Source organism: Pseudomonas sp. NPDC087185 (assembly GCF_044744955.1).
In the GTDB taxonomy this organism is placed as follows: Bacteria; Pseudomonadota; Gammaproteobacteria; order Pseudomonadales; family Pseudomonadaceae; genus Aquipseudomonas.
The window spans coordinates 50,411-69,655 of the sequence record NZ_JBIUZK010000003.1; the positions used below are offsets into that span (position 1 = coordinate 50,411).

The window sequence follows — 19,245 nt, forward strand, 5'->3', positions numbered from 1 at the left end:
GTCACTCCCGTACTTTCACGGCGGCCAACGGGGCTGCGGCGCCAGCCGGTATCACACTGGCTTTGCGCAACGCGGTGAACACTTCATCGCGGCTGCCAAGCATCTGCACGCCGCCGTCTCGCAGCATCAGCACCTTGTCGACAGCGCCCAGCACATTGGGCCGGTGGGAGATCAAAATGACCGTGGCGCCGCGGGCTTTGAGATCGGCCAGGGCATCGACCAGGGCCTTTTCGCCAACGTCGTCCAGGCTGGCGTTTGGCTCGTCCAATACCACCAGGCTGGGCTCGCCATACAGCGCACGGGCCAACGCAATGCGTTGCTTCTGGCCACCGGACAGCGGGCTGCCATCGGTGCCCAGGCGGGTGTCGTAGCCTTGGGCCAGGCGCAGGATCATCTCGTGTACGCCGGTGATTTTGGCGGCGCGGATCACCGCGTCACTGTCCACTTCGCCAAAGCGGGCGATGTTGTCGGCGATGGTGCCTTCGAACAGCTCCACGTCCTGTGGCAGGTAGCCGAGCCAGGGGCCGAGTTCGGCCTTGTTCCAGCTGAAGATGTCGGCGCCGTCCAGGCGCACCTTGCCGGCCTGCGTCGGCCAGACGCCCACCAGCAGGCGGGCGAGTGTGGACTTGCCCGAGGCGGACGGGCCGATGATGCCGAGGCTTTCGCCCGGGGCCAGGTTGAAACTCACCCCGCGCACGATCGTGTTGTTGGCACCCGGAGCGCCGGCGAATATGTTCTCCACGGCCAGCATGCCCAGCGGGCGCTGCAGTGACATGCTCGGTGGGCGGCGTGGGTAGTCGTTGAGCAATTCGTTGAGCCGCCCCCATGCCGAGCGGCACCCGAGCAGCTGCTTCCACGAGGCGATGACCTGTTCCACCGGGCCCAGTGCCCGGCCGGTGAGGATCGAGCAGGCGATCATCATGCCTGGGGTGATCTTGCCCTCGATGGCCAGCAGCGCGCCGGTGCCAAGAATCAGCGATTGCAGGCTGATGCGCACGAAGCGCCCGGTGCTGCTGATGATGGCGGCGCGGTCGGACGCCAGGCCTTGCATCTGCAGGATGCGCAGATGGCCCTGATACCAGCGTTTGCTGATCGATGGCAGCATGCCCATGGCCTCGATCACTTCGGCGTTGCGCAAGTTGTTGTTGGCGTAGTTGGCGCTGGAGAGGGCCGCCTGGTTGGCCTCGGCCAGCGGCTTTTGCGTGGCCTTTTCGGTCAGGTAGGCCAGGGCAACCAGCATCAGTGAACCGATCAACGTGACCAGGCCCAGCAGTGGGTGGATCAGGTACGACACCAGCAGGTAGATCGGTGTCCACGGCGCATCGAAAAAGGCGAACAGGGCATTTCCGGTCAGAAATTGGCGCACCTGCGCCAAGTCCTGCAGGGCTTGCGCCGGGTTACCACCGGCGCGGCTCAGGTTGCGCTCGAACGCTGCACTGAAGATGCGCTGGTTGAGGCCCATGTCGAGGCAGTTTCCGACCCGCACCAGCACCCGGCTGCGCACCCACTCCAGGGTGGACATCAGCAGGAACAGCCCGACCACCAGGAACGTCAGCATGGTCAGCGTCGTCACGTTGCGGCTGACCAGCGCCCGGTCGTACACCTGAAGCATGTACACCGATGGCGTCAACATCATGACGTTGATCACACCGCTGAAGGCGGCCAAGGCAAAAAAACTGCGGCGCAGGCGAAAAAAAGCATCGGCCAGCTCGGAGCGGGTGCGTGACGACTTGTGCATGAGGCCTCCCTTTTCGAACAACCGGGGGCCATTGCGGCGCGCCGGACTTCAACAAACAGGCGTTCTAGAGGGGGTGCAGGCCGGTCGTTGTGTTGGCGGCTGGGCAAAATGCTTGTGCAGCTCCCTCATGCACGAGCGTAGGTTGCAACGAAATATCTTGTAATATCATTTTGCTCTAATAAAGTTTTGAACTTTTCATAAGTTCCAGCAAAACAGCGAGTTGCAACGCATTATCATCGAGAGCCATTTTTTCGACGCAATGTTGACAAGCTTTGGCTATGCGACTTTAGTCTTGCTTAATCGCGGCAGCTGCAGGAGCAGGTCTTTATCTACGCGGCCTACGGCAAGGGATTGAGCCTTGCCCACCGATAAACCTCGCCCTGGCTCTGTCGAGCACCTGGAGCTTCCCATGGCCATCCACTCGACCTTCTGCTTCCACGGCCCACCTGCCTGTTAGGCCGCCGTTACAGCTTCGCGATTTCCAGGTGCATATCCTGCCCCCGCGGTGAAGGCATCCCCGCGCCAGTGCTCGCCTGAAAACAGCTTCCCACTCACTGCGCAAGTCATCACAGACCGGGCGCGGGATGGACCCTGTCGCCCTGTGTCTTCTCCCGACACATCGAGGGCAATCGAAAATGGCCAATTTCAGCAAGTCGGACCTGGCGTTCATCCTCCAGCAAATCTTCATCGCCGAAGCCCATGCCAAGGGCGCCAACCTCATCGATCTACTGCCGAACGGCCAGGTGCCGTTCGGCCTGCGTACCGTCGATGGCAGCTACAACAACCTGGTCGCCGGGCAAACCGAGTTTGGCGCCGCCGACAACTCGTTCCTGCGCCTGCTCGATGCCCAGTACTGGTCGGCAGCCTATGCCGCGACGGGCACGGTGGTGGATTCGCAACCACGGGTCATCAGCAACCTGATCGTCGACCAGACTGCCAACAACCCGGCAGCGGTGGAGGCCAACGCCGGCGCCACGCCGGTAATGAGCCCCGGCCAGGACGGAGTATTCGGCACGGCCGACGATACGCCGGTGTTCTTCATACCCAACGTTTCGGCGGACGCCGGGCTCACCGCAGGCTTCAACTCCTGGATGACGTTCTTCGGGCAATTCTTTGACCATGGCCTGGACCTGGTCAGCAAAAGCACCAGCGACATCGTGTTCATCCCACTGCAGCCGGACGATCCGCTGTACGAACCGGGCAGCCCGACCAACTTCATGGTGCTGTCGCGTGCGGTGCGCACTGCCGGCGCCGATGGCGTGGTCGGCACCGCCGACGATGGCCAGCCGAACACTACGTCGCCCTTCGTCGACCAGAGCCAGACCTACAGTTCGCACCCCTCGCACCAGGTGTTCCTGCGCGAGTACACCGTCAATGCTGCCGGTCAGCCGTTGGCGACCGGGCGCCTGATCACCAACCGCGACCTGGGCGCCGATGGCAAGTTCGGTACCGCCGACGATGGCGACGGCGAGAATGGCGGCATGGCCACCTGGGCGGTGGTCAAGGCCCAGGCGCGTGACATCCTGGGCATCAACCTGACCGACGCCGACGTGCATAATGTGCCGCTGCTGGCCACCGACGCCTATGGCAACTTCATTCGCGGGCCGGGCGGCATGCCCCAGGTGGTGATGCGCGTCAGCAACGGTGCCGACGGTATCGCCGGCACCGCCGATGACGTCACGCAACTGGTCGAAGGCAATCGCGCAGCGCCGATCAGCCTGGCCAATGCCGTCAGCACCGGGCATGGCTTCCTTGACGATATCGCCCACGATGCCGCGCCAGTCGTGGTCGGCGGCGTGCTGCAAGCTGATGCCGACAGCGATGTGGGCAATGCCCAGCCGGTTGGCACTGGCGGCAACAACCTGACCTACGACAACGAGTTGCTCGACGCCCACTACATCGCCGGTGACGGTCGCGCCAACGAAAACATCGGCCTCACCGCCGTGCACCACGTGTTCCACTCCGAGCACAACCGCCTGGTGCAGCAATCGAAGGACACCATTCTCGCGGCGGGCGACCTGGCCTTCCTCAATGAATGGCTGATCGACGACGTCGTCGCGATACCCACCACTCCTGCGCAGATCGCTGCCCTGGTGTGGGACGGCGAGCGGCTGTTCCAGGCCGCCAAGTTCGGCACCGAGATGCAATATCAGCACCTGGTATTCGAGGAGTTCGCGCGCACCATTCAGCCGCAAGTCGACGCGTTCCTCGCGCCCAATGGTTACGACACCTCGATCAACCCGGCCATCCTGGCCGAGTTCGCCCACGTGGTGTACCGCTTCGGCCACTCGATGCTGACCGAGACTGTCGATCGCCTGGACCCGCAGTTCAACCCGATCCTCACCGACCCGAACAACCCCGACCAGCAAATGGGCCTCATTGCGGCGTTCCTGAACCCGTTGGCGTTCGCCGGCAGCGGGGCGACTGCGGACGAAGCCGCCGGGGCGATCATCCGTGGGGTGACACGCCAGCTCGGTAACGAGATCGACGAATTCGTCACCGAAGCGCTGCGCAACAATTTGCTCGGCCTGCCGCTCGACCTGCCCGCACTGAACCTGGCACGGGGCCGCGACACCGGCATCCCCACGCTGAACCAGGCACGCCGCGAGTTCTACGACATGACCGGCGACAGCCAGCTGAAGGCGTACACCAGCTGGATAGACTTTGCCGACCACCTGAAACACCCGGCCTCGCTGGTCAACTTCATCGCCGCCTACGGCACCCATAGCTCGATCACCAATGCCACCACGCTGGCAGACAAACGCGCCGCCGCCATGGCCCTGGTGTTCGGTGGTTCGGGCTCCCCGGCAGACCGCCTGGACTTCCTGAGCAGTTCGGGTGCCTGGGCCAACGTCAGCCTGGCGGGCAAGGATGGGCTTACCGGTACTGCGGATGACGTGACCGGTGTCACCATCAGCGGTGTCGACGCCATCGATTTCTGGGTCGGTGGCCTTGCCGAGCAGAAGATGCCATTCGGCGGCATGCTTGGCTCCAGCTTCAACTTCGTCTTCGAAACTCAGCTTGAGGCCCTGCAGGACGGCGACCGTTTCTACTACCTGTCGCGTACCGCCGGCTTGAACTTCGGCACCGAGCTTGAGAACAACTCGTTCGCCAAATTGATCATGCTCAACACCGATGTCACCCACTTGTCCAACACGGTGTTCCTGACGCCGACCTACACCCTTGAAGTGAACCAGGCCAGCCAGTTCACCGGCCTGGGTACCGATGGCAAGGCCGACCCGACTGGCGGCCTGATGATCAACGGCGTGGAAATCGTCAAGCTGGTGGTGCGCGACAACCCCGACACAGCAGGCCCGGACAGCAACTTCCTGCAGTACAACGGCGAAGACCATGTGGTGCTGGGTGGCACCGCCGGCGATGACATCATCGTCTCCGGTGAGGGCGACGATACCCTGTACGGTGACGGCGGCAACGACCGCCTCGAAGGCGGTGCCGGTAACGACGCGGTGCTCGGCGGCGCAGGCGATGACATCATCACCGACGCGTTCGGCGACAACCGCCTGGAAGGCAACGCCGGCAACGATGTGATCGTGGCTGGCAGCATGCTCGCCGCCGGCAACCTGATCCTCGGTGGTGATGGCCAGGACTTCATCATCACCACCGAAGACATCAGCACCACCTTCGGTGGCCAGGGTGACGACTTCATCCTGGGCGCCAAGACCAACCTGCCGCCCACCGGTAACGCAGGTGACGACTGGATCGAGAAGGGCACCCAGGACGGCGCGCCCGGCGACAACTTCGCGCCGCTGCTGACCGATGATGTGATCGGCAACGACATCTTTGTCGGTGGCGGTGGTTTTGACGAAATGCTCGGCGAGGGCGGCGACGACATTTTTGTGGGCAGCGATGCCCAGGACAAGATGGACGGCATGTCCGGTTTCGACTGGGTGACCCACAAGAACGACCTGGCGGGCGTGACCGTCGACCTGAGCCTGGCCGCGCTGGCCCAGCCGCATGGCAACGCGCCGAACCAGAATGCTGGGGTGTTCAACCCGGTCGGCGCCTCGCCAGCGTCGATTCTCGACCGCTTTGCCGAGGTCGAAGGCGTGTCAGGCTCGAAATTCGCCGACGTGCTCAAGGGCGACAACGTCGATGCCGTGACCATCCTCAACCATGGCGGGGCCACAGGCAGCGCGCTGAGCAACGTCGCGTTGATTCGGGGGCTGGAGCAGTTCCTGGCCGAGGCAGGCTTGCCGACCACAGGCTTTGCCACGGGCAACATCCTGCTCGGCGGCAATGGCAGTGACCTGATCGAAGGGCGCGGTGGCGATGACCTGATCGACGGCGACAAGTGGCTCAACGTGCGCATCGCGGTGTATGCCCCCGGCGACGTCAACCATACCGGCCCTGAGATCGCCAGCTTCGACAGCATGGTCGAGATGATCCCGTTCATGCTCGACCGCACCTACAACCCCGGCCAGCTCAAGGCCGTGCGGGAAATCCTGCCCGGCACCTCGACCGGCGGCGCAGCGTTCGACACGGCCGTGTTCTCCGGCCTGCAGGGTGAGTACGTGGTCAGCGTCAACGACCGTGGCACCGCCAATACCGCCGATGATGTGTGGACGGTGACCGACACGGTGGCCGGGCGCGACGGCACCGACACGCTGCTGCACATCGAGCGCCTGCAGTTCGCCGATGGCCAGCGGGTACTGGTGACAGGTGTGAACGCGCAGCCTACGGGCACGCCAACCCTCACCGATGGCAACGGCGGCGCGATCACCGTGGGTGACCTGCTCACGGTCAGCGTGGCGGGCGTGCGTGATGCCGACAATATCGGCGTGGGTAACCCGCTGGGTACGCTCAACGACAGTTCGGTGTCCTACTACTGGCAGTTCGAGGCCGACCCGGGCAGCGGTGTGTTCGAGGACATCGTCCTGTTGCCTGCCGGCGACCTGGCGTTCCAGAGTGCTGACGGCACGGCGTTCAAGGTGTCGCCGGACTTGGCAGGCTTGTCGCTGCGGGTCAAGGCGATCTACCAGGATGCCCATGGCACCACCGAAGTGCTGTACTCCCAGCCGACTGGCGTGGTCGAGCCCGGTGCGCCGGTCGTGCCTACGCCGGCTACGCCTGTGGTGGATGCCACTGCAGGCGGTGACGGGCTGCACATGGTCCGTTCGGACCTGAACTTCATCCTCGCCCAGATCAAGATTGCCGAAGCGGACGCAGCGGGGCAGGACATCCTCTCGCTGGTGCCGAACGTTCGTGCGCCCCTGGGCCTGCGTTCAGTTGACGGCTCGAACAACAACCTGCTGAACCTCAACGGCCAAAACAACACCCAGTACGGCGCTGCAGACAACCTCTTCCCGCGCGTGACCGACCCGGTGTTCAACCCGGCAGAAGGTGCGCCGGCAGGCTTCTTCGGCCCCGGTTCGCCGGCCATACCCGGTTCCTCTTACCAGCAGACCAGTGGTTACGTGTTCGACTCGCAGCCACGCACCATCAGTAACCTGATCGTCGACCAGACCTCCAACAACCCGGCGGCCTATGCCACAGCCTATGACCCAGGTGCAGACGGCAAACTCGACTACGGTGCCGAGGGTAACGATGACGTACTCAAGGACGGTGTGCGCATCGTCGCCAGCCCAGGCATGGACGGCAAGTTCGGCACCACCGACGACCACGACGTCTACCTGTTCGAGAACACCACCGCCGATGCCGGCTTGTCGGCCCCGTTCAACGCCTGGATGACCTTCTTCGGGCAGTTCTTCGACCATGGCCTGGACCTGCTCACCAAGGGCGGCTCGGGCACGGTGTTCATCCCACTGCAGCCGGACGACCCGTTGTACGTACCGGGCGGCCACAGCAACTTCATGGTGCTGACCCGCGCCACCAACCAGCCAGGCGCCGATGGCGTGCTCGGCACCGCCGACGACATTCACGAGCACACCAACACCACCACGCCATTCGTGGACCAGAACCAGACCTACAGCTCGCACCCGTCCCACCAGGTGTTCCTGCGTGGCTACCAGCTGACCAGCAATGGCCCAGTTGCCACGGGCCAGCTGATCACCAACCGTGACCTGGGCGCCGATGGCAAGTACGGGACCGGCGACGACATCGAAATCGGCGGCATGGCGACCTGGAAGGTGGTCAAGGCGCAGGCCAACGATGTGCTCGGCATCCGCCTGACCGATGCGGACGTCGACAACGTGCCGCTGCTGGCGACCGATGCCTATGGCAACTTCATCAAAGGCCCGCATGGCTACCCGATGGTGGTGATGAAGGGCGCTGACGGCCTGGGCGGCACGGCGGATGACACGCTGGTTGAAGGCAACCCGCTGGCACCGATCGACCTGACCAACGCGGTACGCACCGGCCACCAGTTCCTCGCCGATATCGCCCACAATGCCGTGCCGGTGTTCAGTGGCGGCGTGCTCGCGCCAGACGCTGACAACGTGGCTGGCAACGCCGTGCCGATGAACCCGCAGACCGGCAACAATCTCGCCTACGACAATGAACTGCTGGACGCGCATTACATCGCGGGTGACGGCCGGGTCAACGAGAACATCGGCCTGACCGCCGTGCATGCGATCTTCCATTCGGAGCACAACCGGCTGGTGGCGCAAACCAAGGACACGGTGCTCGATTCAGGTGATGTGGCCTTCCTCAACGAATGGCTGCTCAACCCGGTCACCACACTGCCGGCCAGCCAGGCCGAAATCGATGCGATGGTGTGGAATGGCGAGCGGTTGTTCCAGGCCGCCAAGTTCGGCACCGAGATGCAGTACCAGCACCTGGTGTTCGAGGAGTTCGCGCGTACCATCCAGCCCCGTGTCGACCTGTTCTTCGCCCCGACCCAGGTGTATGACGTCGACCTCGATGCGTCGATCGTCGCCGAATTCGCGCACACCGTGTACCGCTTTGGCCACTCGATGCTGACCGAGACGGTCGACCGCTTCGACATCGACTTCAACGTCATCGGCGACCCGAGCAGTGCCAACCCTGACCAGCAGCTTGGTCTGATCGCGGCGTTCCTCAACCCGCTGGCGTACGCCGCCAGTGGCGTGACCCCGGAGGATGCGACCAGCGCGATCGTGCGCGGGGTCACCCGGCAAGCCGGCAATGAAATCGACGAGTTCGTCACCGAGGCGCTGCGCAACAACCTGCTTGGCCTGCCGCTGGACCTGCCGGCGATCAACATCGCCCGTGGCCGCGATGCCGGTATCCCGTCACTGAACGCGGTGCGCCGTGACATCTACGGGCAAACCGGCGATACCCAGCTCAAGCCGTACACCAGCTGGGTGGACCTGGTGCAGCACCTGAAGCACCCAGAGTCGCTGATCAACTTCATTGCCGCCTACGGCACCCATGCCTCCATCACCTCGGCAAGCACATTGGTCGCCAAGCGCGATGCCGCCATGGCGTTGATATTCGGTGGTGACGGCGCACCGGCTGACCGCCTGGACTTCCTCAACGGCACGGGTGCCTGGGCCAGTATCACCCGGGCGGGCAAGGATGGCGTGATGGGTACCGTCGACGACCTCAAAGGCGTGACGGTCACCGGTGTCGATGCCATCGACCTGTGGATCGGCGGCCTGGCCGAAGCGAAAACGCCCTTTGGCGGCATGCTCGGCAGCACCTTCAACTTCGTGTTCGAAAACCAGCTGGAGAAACTCCAGGACGGCGACCGCTTCTATTACCTGGAGCGCACTGCTGGGCTTTCGATGAACGCCGAGCTGGAAAGCAACTCGTTCGCCAAGCTGATCATGGCCAACACCTCGGCCACCCACCTGCCGGGCCTGGTGTTCTCGGACCCGGCGTTCTACCTGGAAGTGGACCAGAGCAAGCAGTACAACGACGGCCTGGGCAGCGCCGACCCGGATGGCGTGTTCCGCAACAACCCGGTGACCGCCGGGGCGGACAGCAACTACATCCGCTATGCAGGCGACGAGCACATCGTGCTCGGTGGCAGCAACAACGCCGACATTCTCGTCGCTGGCGCCGGTGATGACACCGTGTGGGGCGACGCGGGCAACGACCGCATCGAAGGGGGGGACGGCAACGACCAACTGCGCGGTGGCGCCGGCGATGACATCATCACTGACGTGGGCGGCGACGATAACATCCAGGGCGGCGACGGCAACGACGTGCTGCACGGTGGCAACGGCGTCAACCTGATCATCGGTGGTTTCGGCAGCGACTTCATCATCACCGGCGAGGATGCCTCCGAAGCGATTGGCGGCCAGGGCAACGACTTCATCCTGGGCAGCAAGGCCAACGAGCAGGACATGGGCAACGAAGGCGATGACTGGATCGAGAAGGGCACCTCGGACGGTGCGCCCGGCGACAACTTCGACCCGCTCGGCAACGACCCGGTGATCGGCAACGACGTGTTCATCGGCGGCAACGAGAATGACAAGTTCAACGGGGAGGGCGGCGATGACATCATGGTCGGCAGCCTTGGCTTCGGCGACCGCTACATCGGCGGTTCCGGCTACGACTGGGCGACGTTCAAGGGCCTTGCCCAAGGCGTGAGCATCGACATGAGCGACCGCTTCTTCGATGTGCCGCTGGTGCCAGGCTCCGGCGCCTCGGCACTGGTGCGCTTCGACATCATGGAAGGCCTTTCGGGTTCGGCGCACGGTGACTTCCTGCGCGGTGACAATGAGGATGCCACCTCACTGCCCACCGCCGGGGCCACCGGCAGCGTGCTGACCAACATCAGCCTGATCAATGGCCTGGCCGACCTGCTGGCCGCCGGCGCGACGTTCTATGATGGCGGCAACATCATCCTCGGCGGCAGCGGCAGCGACCTGCTTGAAGGCCGCGGCGGCGATGACATCCTCGACGGCGACAAGTGGCTGAACGTGCGCATCAGCGTACGCGCCAACGTTGACGGCAGCGGCCCGGAAATCGCCAGCTTCGACAGCATGGAACCGATGGTGCCTTACATGCTCAACGGCACCTACAACCCTGGCCAGCTGGTGATCGTGCGGGAGATCCTCAACGGCAGCAACAGCTACGACACGGCCTTGTTCTCCGGGGTGGCGACGGACTACAACGTGGTGGTCGATGGCAATGGCGTGACCGTCACCGACCTGGTGGCCGGGCGCGATGGTGTCGACCACCTGACCGGCATCGAACGGCTGCAGTTCTCCGACCGCGCGCTGGCGTCTGGCGTGGGTACCGCGGTCAACAACGGCCCATCGGGGCACCTGGTGATCCTCGACGATGCCAGCGGTGTGCGTGACGACACACCGGTTGCCGGCCAACTGCTGCGGGTTACCGACCGTGCAGTGCATGACGCCGATAACGTCAACGGGGCCAACCCGAGCGGCGCAGTCACCGGAGGCGTGGCGTACTACTGGCAGGTTGAAGCCCTACCAGGCTCGGGCGTGTACGAGGACATCACCCTTGTCGCTGCCGGCGAAGCCACGCGGGCAACCGGTACCACTTTCCGGGTTACCGACGACGTGGCGGGGCTGAACATCCGCGTGCGGGCGGTGTACCAGGACGCCAAGGGCACGCTTGAGATCGTCGACTCGTCGCCGAACAGCACCGCCAGCGCCGGGCCGACCGTTACTGGGCTACTGGTGCAGAACCAGACATTGACCGCCAACCCGGCGAGCATCGTCGACATCGATGGCCTGAGCAACCCGCAGTTCACCTTCCAGTGGCAGGCGAACCGTGGCGTGGGCTGGGTCAATATCGCCGGCGCCATCGGCAGCACCTTCGTTCTCACCCAGGCCCAGGTGGGGCAGAACATGCGCGTGGTGGTCAGCTACGTGGATGACTTCGGTGTCAGCGAAAGCGTGGCGTCGGACATCCTCGACCCGGTGGCCAACGTCAACGATGCCCCGACCGGCCTGCCGCTGATCAGCGACACCACCCCGGACCAGGGCCAGCTGCTGACGGCCTCGACCACTGGCATCGCCGACCTGGACGGGCTGGGAACGTTCAGCTTCCAGTGGCAACAGGGTACCGGCGCCAGCTTCAGCGATATCGCTGGCGCTACCGCGGCAACCTTCACCCCGGGCGCCGCGCAAGGTAACCAGCAACTGCGGGTGATCGTGCGCTATACCGATGGCTTCGGCACGCTGGAATCGCTGACCTCGGCGGCAACAGCGGCCGTGGTGGTGCCACCGGGCGTGGTGCTGACGGGTAACAACCAGGCCAACACACTCACCGGTACCCTGGGCAACGATGTGCTGTCCGGGCTGGGCGGCAACGATACCCTCAACGGCCTGGCTGGCAACGATCAGCTGTTCGGTGGCCTAGGTAACGACATCCTCAACGGGGGTGCCGACAACGACATCCTCAATGGCGATGATGGCAACGACACCCTCGACGGCGGCACCGGCGTCGATGCCATGAATGGCGGTGCCGGCAACGATACCTTCGTGGTCGACAGCCTCGGCGACAGCGTCACCGAGGCCGCCAATGGCGGCACCGACCTGGTGCAGACCGGCCTGGCCAGCTACACCCTCGGCGCCAACGTCGAGAACCTGACCTACACCGGCAGCAGCAGCTTTACCGGTACCGGTAACGCCCTGGCCAACACCCTCACCGGCGGCGCCAGCAATGATGTACTCAACGGCGGAGCGGGGGCAGACCGTATGGTGGGCGGTGTCGGTAACGATACCTATGGGGTCGATGACGCCGGCGATGTGGTGGTCGAGGCCACCGGCGCCGGTACCGATACCGTGCAGACCTCGCTGGGCAGCTACAACCTGGCGGCCAACGTCGAGAACCTGAACTTCACCGGGGTTGGCAATTTCAGCGCCATCGGTAACGGTCTGAACAACCTCATCAACGGCGGTGCCGGCAATGACACCCTCAGCGGTGACGGTGGCAACGACATCCTCAACGGCAACGCCGGCAACGACACCCTCAATGGTGACGCCGGTAACGACCAGCTGTTCGGTGGCCTGGGTGCCGACAGCCTGAACGGTGGCGGTGGTGACGATAACCTCGATGGTGGCGACGGTGACGACACCCTCAACGGCGGTAATGGCAACGACACGATGCTGGGCGGGGTGGGTAACGACAACCTCAACGGCGATGTCGGCAACGACCTGATGGTGGGCGGTGACGGTAGCGATACGCTGTTCGGCGCAGCCGGCAACGACACCTTGCAGGGCGGCAACGGCAATGACTTCCTCAATGGCGCCGAGGGTAACGACACGGTCAGCGGCGGGGCCGGCAACGACACGATGATTGCAACCGACGGCAACGATGTCTTCCAGTTCGCCGCCGGTTTTGGCGCTGACCTGATCATCAACTTTGATGCCAACCCGGCGGGCGGCCAGGACCGGCTGGATATCACCGCGCTCAACATCACCGCAGCGAACTTTGCCGCCAGCGTGACCATCGCCGATGTGGGCGCTGACACCTTGGTCAGCATTGGTGCTGCGGACTCCATTCGCCTGGTGGGTGTGGCTGATGCCACGACGGTGACGGCGGCGGACTTCATCCTGGGGTAGTGCGCAGGCTGTAAAGGGGGAGAGCAGGGATGCCCTCCCTTTTTTTGCGTTGTTCCACTGGGTCGCTGTGTGACCGCCAGGTCGTTCATTGGACGCGCCAGGACGGTCCTGGAATAGGGGCCGTTGTTTCGGGCACTGGATAATCACAAGGCCTTCCCTGTGGCCGTCCCCGGTTCTTGCGCAGGCATCGCTCGCACCTACAACAACAAAAGCCTGCAGCAAAACCGAAAAGGGCCCACCGATGGCAACGCAAGAGAACCTTGAAACACCGGCGCTCGGCGTCACCGACCCGTCCAAGACCGCCGAGGCCAGGCAGGACCGCCACCTGGAAGGCAAGCTCGACTGGGTGGTGTTCGGCGTCACCAGCGTGCTGGCAATTGCCTTCATCCTCTGGGGTTTCGTCAACCAGGCCAGCCTTGCGGCCAGCGCTTCCACGGCGCAGTCCTGGGTCATCGTCAACTTCGGCTGGTTCTTCGTCCTGACCTCGACCGTGTTCGTGATCTTCGTGCTGTGGCTGGCGGCCAGCCGCTACGGGCGGATACCGCTGGGGCGCGACGGCGAAACGCCGGAATTCCGTACGGTGTCCTGGGTCGCCATGATGTTCAGCGCAGGAATGGGCATCGGCCTGATGTTCTTCGGCGTCGCCGAGCCACTGTCGCACTATGTGACGCCCCCGCCGGGCGCCGCCACCGGGCAGTCCGACGAGGCGCTGCAGGTGGCGATGGCAACCACGCTGTTCCACTGGTCGCTGCACCCCTGGGCGATGTACGCCATCGTCGGCCTGGCGATTGCCTATGGCACCTTTCGCCGCGGGCGCTCGCAGCTTATCTCGACGGCGTTCAGGCCATTGATCGGCAAGCATGCCAACGGCCCCCTCGGCCGGGTGATCGACATGATGGCGATCTTCGCCACCCTGTTCGGTTCGGCGGCTTCGCTGGGGCTCGGCGCCCTGCAGATCGCCGGTGGCCTGGAATACAACGGCTGGATCGAACACCCGGGCAAGCTGTTCTACATTACCCTGATCACCGTGCTGACCATCGCCTTTGTCGCCTCGGCCGTGTCCGGTATCGGCAAAGGCATCCAGTGGCTGTCCAACACCAACATGGTGCTGGCACTGGCGCTGGCGGTGTTCGTCTTTCTGGTCGGGCCGACCTTGTTGATGCTCAACCTGTTGCCGACATCGATTGGCGTCTACATCAAGTTGCTGCCCGAAATGATGGCGCGCACCAGCGCCAGTGGCGGCGATGCGATGGACAGCTGGCTGGCCAGCTGGACCGTGTTCTATTGGGCCTGGTGGATTTCCTGGACGCCCTTTGTCGGCATGTTCATCGCCCGCATCAGCCGAGGCCGCAGCATTCGCCAGTTCGTCAGCGGCGTGCTGCTGGTGCCGAGCCTGGTGAGCCTGGTGTGGTTCAGCATTTTCGGCGGCGCTGGCATCGACGCCCTGCGCGAGGGCAGCTTCGTGCTGATCGACGGGGCGGTAAACAGCAACCATGCGCTGTATCAATTGCTCGACAGCTACCCGCTGGCAGCAGCGACTTCAGTGCTGGTGATGATCCTGGTGGCGATCTTCTTCGTGTCCGGGGCGGATGCCGCATCGCTGGTGATGGGCACCTTGTCCGAGCACGGCACCACGGAGCCCTCGCGGCGTACGGTGATTTTCTGGGGCGCACTGACCGGTACGGTCGCCGCCATCATGCTGGCCATCGGCGACCCGGGTAACCCTGGCCAAGCGCTGACCGGCCTGCAGAACCTGACCATCGTTGTGGCGCTGCCCTTTGTGCTGGTGATGGTGCTGCTGTGCCTGGCGCTGTACCGCGACCTGCGCAAGGACCCGATGATGCTGCGCCACTTGCGCGGCAGCGAGCTGATCGAAAAGGCCGTGCTGTACGGCGCGGTCAAGCATGGTGAGGAGTTCTACATCGTGGTGCAGGAGAAGAAGGCCTCGCTCAAGCCAGCACCTACGGAGGCCGAGCGCGCGGAAACCTGAAGGCCTACGTGCGGCACCTCTGGCTGAAAACAAATGATAAGTATTATCATGAGCGGATATCACCGCCCGTTCCAGAGAGCCGCTGCATGCCACCCACTCGCCAAAACGCCGTCGCAGACCTCTACCTGCAGCACCATAGCTGGGTCGTGAGCTTGTTGCGGCGCAGGCTTGGCAACCGCGAGCAGGCGCTGGACCTGGCCCAGGACACGTTCGTGCGCCTGCTGCGCAGCGAGTTGCCTGCGCCGCTGCGTGAGCCGCGGGCATATTTGAGCACCGTTGCCGGGCGCCTGTGCCTGCAACATTTTCGCCGACAGGCGCTGGAGCGGGCTTATCTGGAAAGCCTAGCCGCGCTGGAGCCTCAGCATCAACCTTCGGAAGAAACCCGCCTGCTGGTGCTCGAAGCGCTCGATGCGGTGGGGCAGGTGCTCGATGGCCTGGGCAGTCGCGTGCGCGAGGTCTTCCTGTTGTCGCAGCTCGATGGCCTGACCTACGCGCAGATTGGCGAACGCCTGGGGCTTACCGTCAATGTGGTGCAAAAAGCCATGCTCAAGGCCTACCGGCATTGCTATGCCGAGGTCTACGGCGAATGAAACCGCAGGCAGCGCACGATCAACGGTTGGACCCGGCCGTTGTGGAGCAGGCCATGCTGTGGATGGTGCACCTGCAGTCGGGGCTCAGCAGCGAGGCCGATCAGCTCGCCTGCCAGCGCTGGCGCCTGCAAAGCGCGGCCCACGAACTGGCGTGGCAGCGGCTCAACGGCCTTGGCCAGGGGTTGCGCGATAGCGCCTGCGGTTTGTCTGCGCAGGGGGCGCGTGATCTGTTGCAGGCACGCTCGGTGGTTTCACGCAGAGCCGTACTGGGCGGGTTGGTCGGCGCTGGCGTGATGATCGCCAGTGGTTATGGCGTCCATCAGCGCAGCGTACTGCCAACAGTGTTCAGCGATTACGCCACTGCCACGGGTGAGCGCCGCCGTTGGCGCTTGATGGGCGAGGTCGCCCTGCAACTCGACACCGGCAGCGCGTTGGACAGCGACAGCGCAGCCGGGGCGCAGGCCATGACCCTCAACCGCGGCCGGGTGTTGCTGGAGGCGGGGCCGGGTGCGCGTGTCAGCTTGCGCACCGGTCAGGCCTGGGTCAGGCCTGCGCCGGCCTCGCGCCTGGTGGTTTATCAGCAAGCAGCGAGCACACTGGTGCAGTTACTCGAAGGCACGGCACTGGTCGGGTACGGGCAGGGCGCGGACGTGGCGCTGGCCGCAGGCTGGCAACAGCGCTTCAGTGCAAGAACTGCCGAGCCGTTGGCTGCGCTGCCTGCGGGTACAGCGGCCTGGGCTCAAGGCCAACTGGTTGCCGAGCGCATGCCCTTGGCGCAGCTGCTGGCCGAGCTTGATCGCTATCGCCCCGGCGTACTGCGCTGCGACCCACGGATTGCCGAACTGCAGGTCAGTGGATCGTTTTCGGTCGATCAGCCGGAGGCGAGCCTGGACTTGCTCGCCGCGGTGCTGCCCGTTCGCATCCAGCGCGTACTCGGCTACTGGGCCTCGGTGACGCCCGCCTGATTTTTTTCATGGCGGCCGGCAGGTTTTCCATTTTCACGCATCAAGACAGGGAAAGCGCCGAATTGACCGCGCTTTTACTCCCCCTGTCTGCCAAGGATTGTCTCGATGCATTGTCGCCTTACCCCCCTTGCCACTGCCGCGCGCCCGCTGCTGTTCGGCCTTGCCGTGGCCGCATTCCACCTGCCTGCACAGGCGGCAACTTTCGACATCGCACCGGGCGGCCTCGATCGCGTGCTAGGGCAATTCGGCCAACAGGCGGGGGTGATGGTGGCGGTGGATTCTCAGGATTCCAAAGGTGTGAAAAGCCCGGGGCTGAAAGGTGAGTACGCGGTCGAACAGGGGCTTGCCGTGTTGCTCGCCGGGACCGGGCTGCAACCGCTGGCGGTTGGCCCTGGCCGTTACCGGTTGATCCGCAAGGCTGCCGAGGCCCATGCGCTGGAGCTGGGCGCCACCAGCATCAATGCTTCAGGGCTCGGCTCCACAACCGAAGGCACGGGTGCCTACACCACCGGGGTGACCAGTACCGCGACCAAGATGAACCTGTCGGTTCGCGAAACCCCGCAGAGCATCAGCGTCATCACCCGCCAGTTCATGGATGACCAGCAACTTACCAGCATGTCGGATGTGCTCAAGCACACGCCGGGCATCACCATGTCTCAGGACGGCGGCGAGCGTTTTAACATCTACTCGCGTGGCAGTGCCCTGAATACCTACCAGTTCGACGGCGTTACCACCTACCAGGAGAACCAGACCCGCACCATGCCTAGCACATTGCTGGACATGGCGATCTACGACCGCGTCGAGGTGGTGCGCGGCGCCACCGGCCTGATGACCGGTGCGGGCGACCCTAGTGGCGTGGTCAACGTGGTGCGCAAGCGCCCGACCCCGACCTTCCAGGCTTATATCCAGGGCGGAATCGGCTCGTGGAACTACCAGCGCCTGGAAGCGGACATTTCCGGCCCGCTGACCCCAAGCGGCAACCTGCGCGGGCGCTTGGTGGCGGCCAAACAGACCAACCATACCTTCATGGACTGGTACCAGCAGGACCGCGACATTGCCTACGGCGCGCTCGAAGCCGACCTGAGCGAGAGCACGCTGCTGCGCCTGAGCATTGACCACCAACGCTATCGCCCGACCGGCGCCCAAGGCGTGCCGCTGCTCTACAACAACGGCCAGCAAACTGATTTTTCCCGTTCGACCAGCTCCGGTGCACGCTGGAACGAGGACCGTTTCGAAACCACCAATTACAATCTCGGGCTTGAACAGCAGCTGGCGGGAGACTGGCAGTTCAAGGTGGCGACGACCTACATGGACGTCGACCGCGACACCCGCACAGGCTCCTATTCCAGCCCGTCCGGCAACTCCAATATCACGCCGCAGGGGCTTGCCAGCATTGCCCAGAGCGCATCCTGGGCCAGCCAACGGCAGAAAGCCGTGGACGCAACGCTGCAAGGGCCGTTCGAGCTGTTCGGGCAGACCCATGAGCTGATCCTGGGTGCCAACTACCTCGACTACGTCAACCACCACCACGCGGTGGCCGGCCAGGCGGTGACTGTCGATTTCAACCAGTGGGACAACGAGCTGCCCAAACCTGCGATCGACAGCTTCACCCCCAACCTGGACTACGATGTCGCTACTCAGCAGAGCGGCTATTTCGCCGCAGGGCGCTTCAACCTTAGCGATGACCTGCACCTGATCCTCGGCGCCCGTGGCAGCAACTACCGGTACCACTATTACCTGCGCAGCCTGCCCAACGGCGTACCCACCGACTACCGCCTGACCGAACGTGGCGTGGTGACGCCTTACGCCGGCCTGGTCTACGACCTGACGGCGCAGCAATCGGTCTATGTCAGCTACACCGACATCTTCAAACCGCAATCGAGCCGCGACCGTGACGGCAAAATGCTCGACCCGGTGGTGGGCAAGAACTATGAAATGGGCTGGAAGGGCGAATTCTACGAAGGCCGGCTCAACGCCAGCGTTGCCGCTTACCTGATCAAGCGCGACAACGTCGCCGAACTGGATGGCGGCTTCACCGTGCCCGGCACCAACCCCGAAGAGAGCGCCTACCGTGCAGTGAACGGTGCCGAAACCAAGGGTATCGACCTGGAGCTGGCAGGGGAGCTCAGCCCCGGCTGGAACGTGCAGGGTGGCTACAGCCATTCACGCACCGAGGATGCCGACGGCCAACGGCTGACCGCGCAACTGCCCCTGGACACCTTGCGCCTATGGAGCACCTACCAGCTGCCGGGTGAATGGCGGCGCCTGACCCTGGGCGGCGGCGTCGACTGGAATTCCAGCAACTCGCTGTACTTCAGCCGATATAACAGCCGTGTGGGCCAGGATGACTACAGCGTGGTCAACCTGATGGCGCGGTACCGCATCAACGATCACCTGTCGACCACGCTCAACCTCAACAACCTGTTCGACGAGAAGTACTATGCGGGGTTCGCCGGCAGCTACGCGCACTATGGCGCTCCGCGTAACCTGATGATGAATGTGCGTTACGACTTCTGAA

Annotated in this window: 6 protein-coding genes; 5 read left to right on the plus strand and 1 reads right to left on the minus strand. The window is 64.0% G+C overall.

Features of this window, described 5'->3' with window-relative positions; all coding sequences use genetic code 11:
- Position 1 precedes the first annotated feature (1 nt).
- Positions 2–1,738: a type I secretion system permease/ATPase gene (locus ACIPIJ_RS10455; RefSeq protein ID WP_401075895.1), complete on the minus strand. Its 1,737-nt coding sequence runs from the start codon at positions 1,736–1,738 to the stop codon at positions 2–4.
- Positions 1,739–2,373: 635 nt separating this feature from the next.
- Between ACIPIJ_RS10455 and ACIPIJ_RS10460 the strand changes: the two genes are divergently transcribed.
- The 5 genes from ACIPIJ_RS10460 to ACIPIJ_RS10480 all read left to right on the plus strand — a co-directional run bounded on the left by ACIPIJ_RS10460 (position 2,374) and on the right by ACIPIJ_RS10480 (position 19,244).
- The gene (locus ACIPIJ_RS10460) at positions 2,374–13,182 is read left to right on the plus strand and encodes a peroxidase family protein (protein ID WP_401075898.1); all 10,809 of its coding nucleotides are present in this window, start codon (positions 2,374–2,376) and stop codon (positions 13,180–13,182) included.
- A 241-nt stretch (positions 13,183–13,423) separates the two neighbouring features.
- On the plus strand, positions 13,424–15,172 hold the full coding sequence (locus ACIPIJ_RS10465) for a BCCT family transporter (protein WP_401075901.1): 1,749 nt from the start codon (positions 13,424–13,426) through the stop codon (positions 15,170–15,172).
- A gap of 86 nt (positions 15,173–15,258) precedes the next feature.
- Complete coding sequence (locus ACIPIJ_RS10470) at positions 15,259–15,762, plus strand: sigma-70 family RNA polymerase sigma factor (RefSeq protein WP_401075904.1); 504 nt, start codon at positions 15,259–15,261, stop codon at positions 15,760–15,762.
- Positions 15,759–16,727, plus strand: a complete 969-nt coding sequence (locus ACIPIJ_RS10475; RefSeq protein ID WP_401075907.1) for a DUF4880 domain-containing protein — start codon at positions 15,759–15,761, stop codon at positions 16,725–16,727. Before ACIPIJ_RS10470 ends, ACIPIJ_RS10475 begins: the two co-directional genes overlap by 4 nt.
- Before the next feature lie 105 nt (positions 16,728–16,832).
- The gene (locus ACIPIJ_RS10480; RefSeq protein ID WP_401075910.1) at positions 16,833–19,244 is read left to right on the plus strand and encodes a TonB-dependent siderophore receptor; all 2,412 of its coding nucleotides are present in this window, start codon (positions 16,833–16,835) and stop codon (positions 19,242–19,244) included.
- Position 19,245: the final 1 nt, after the last annotated feature.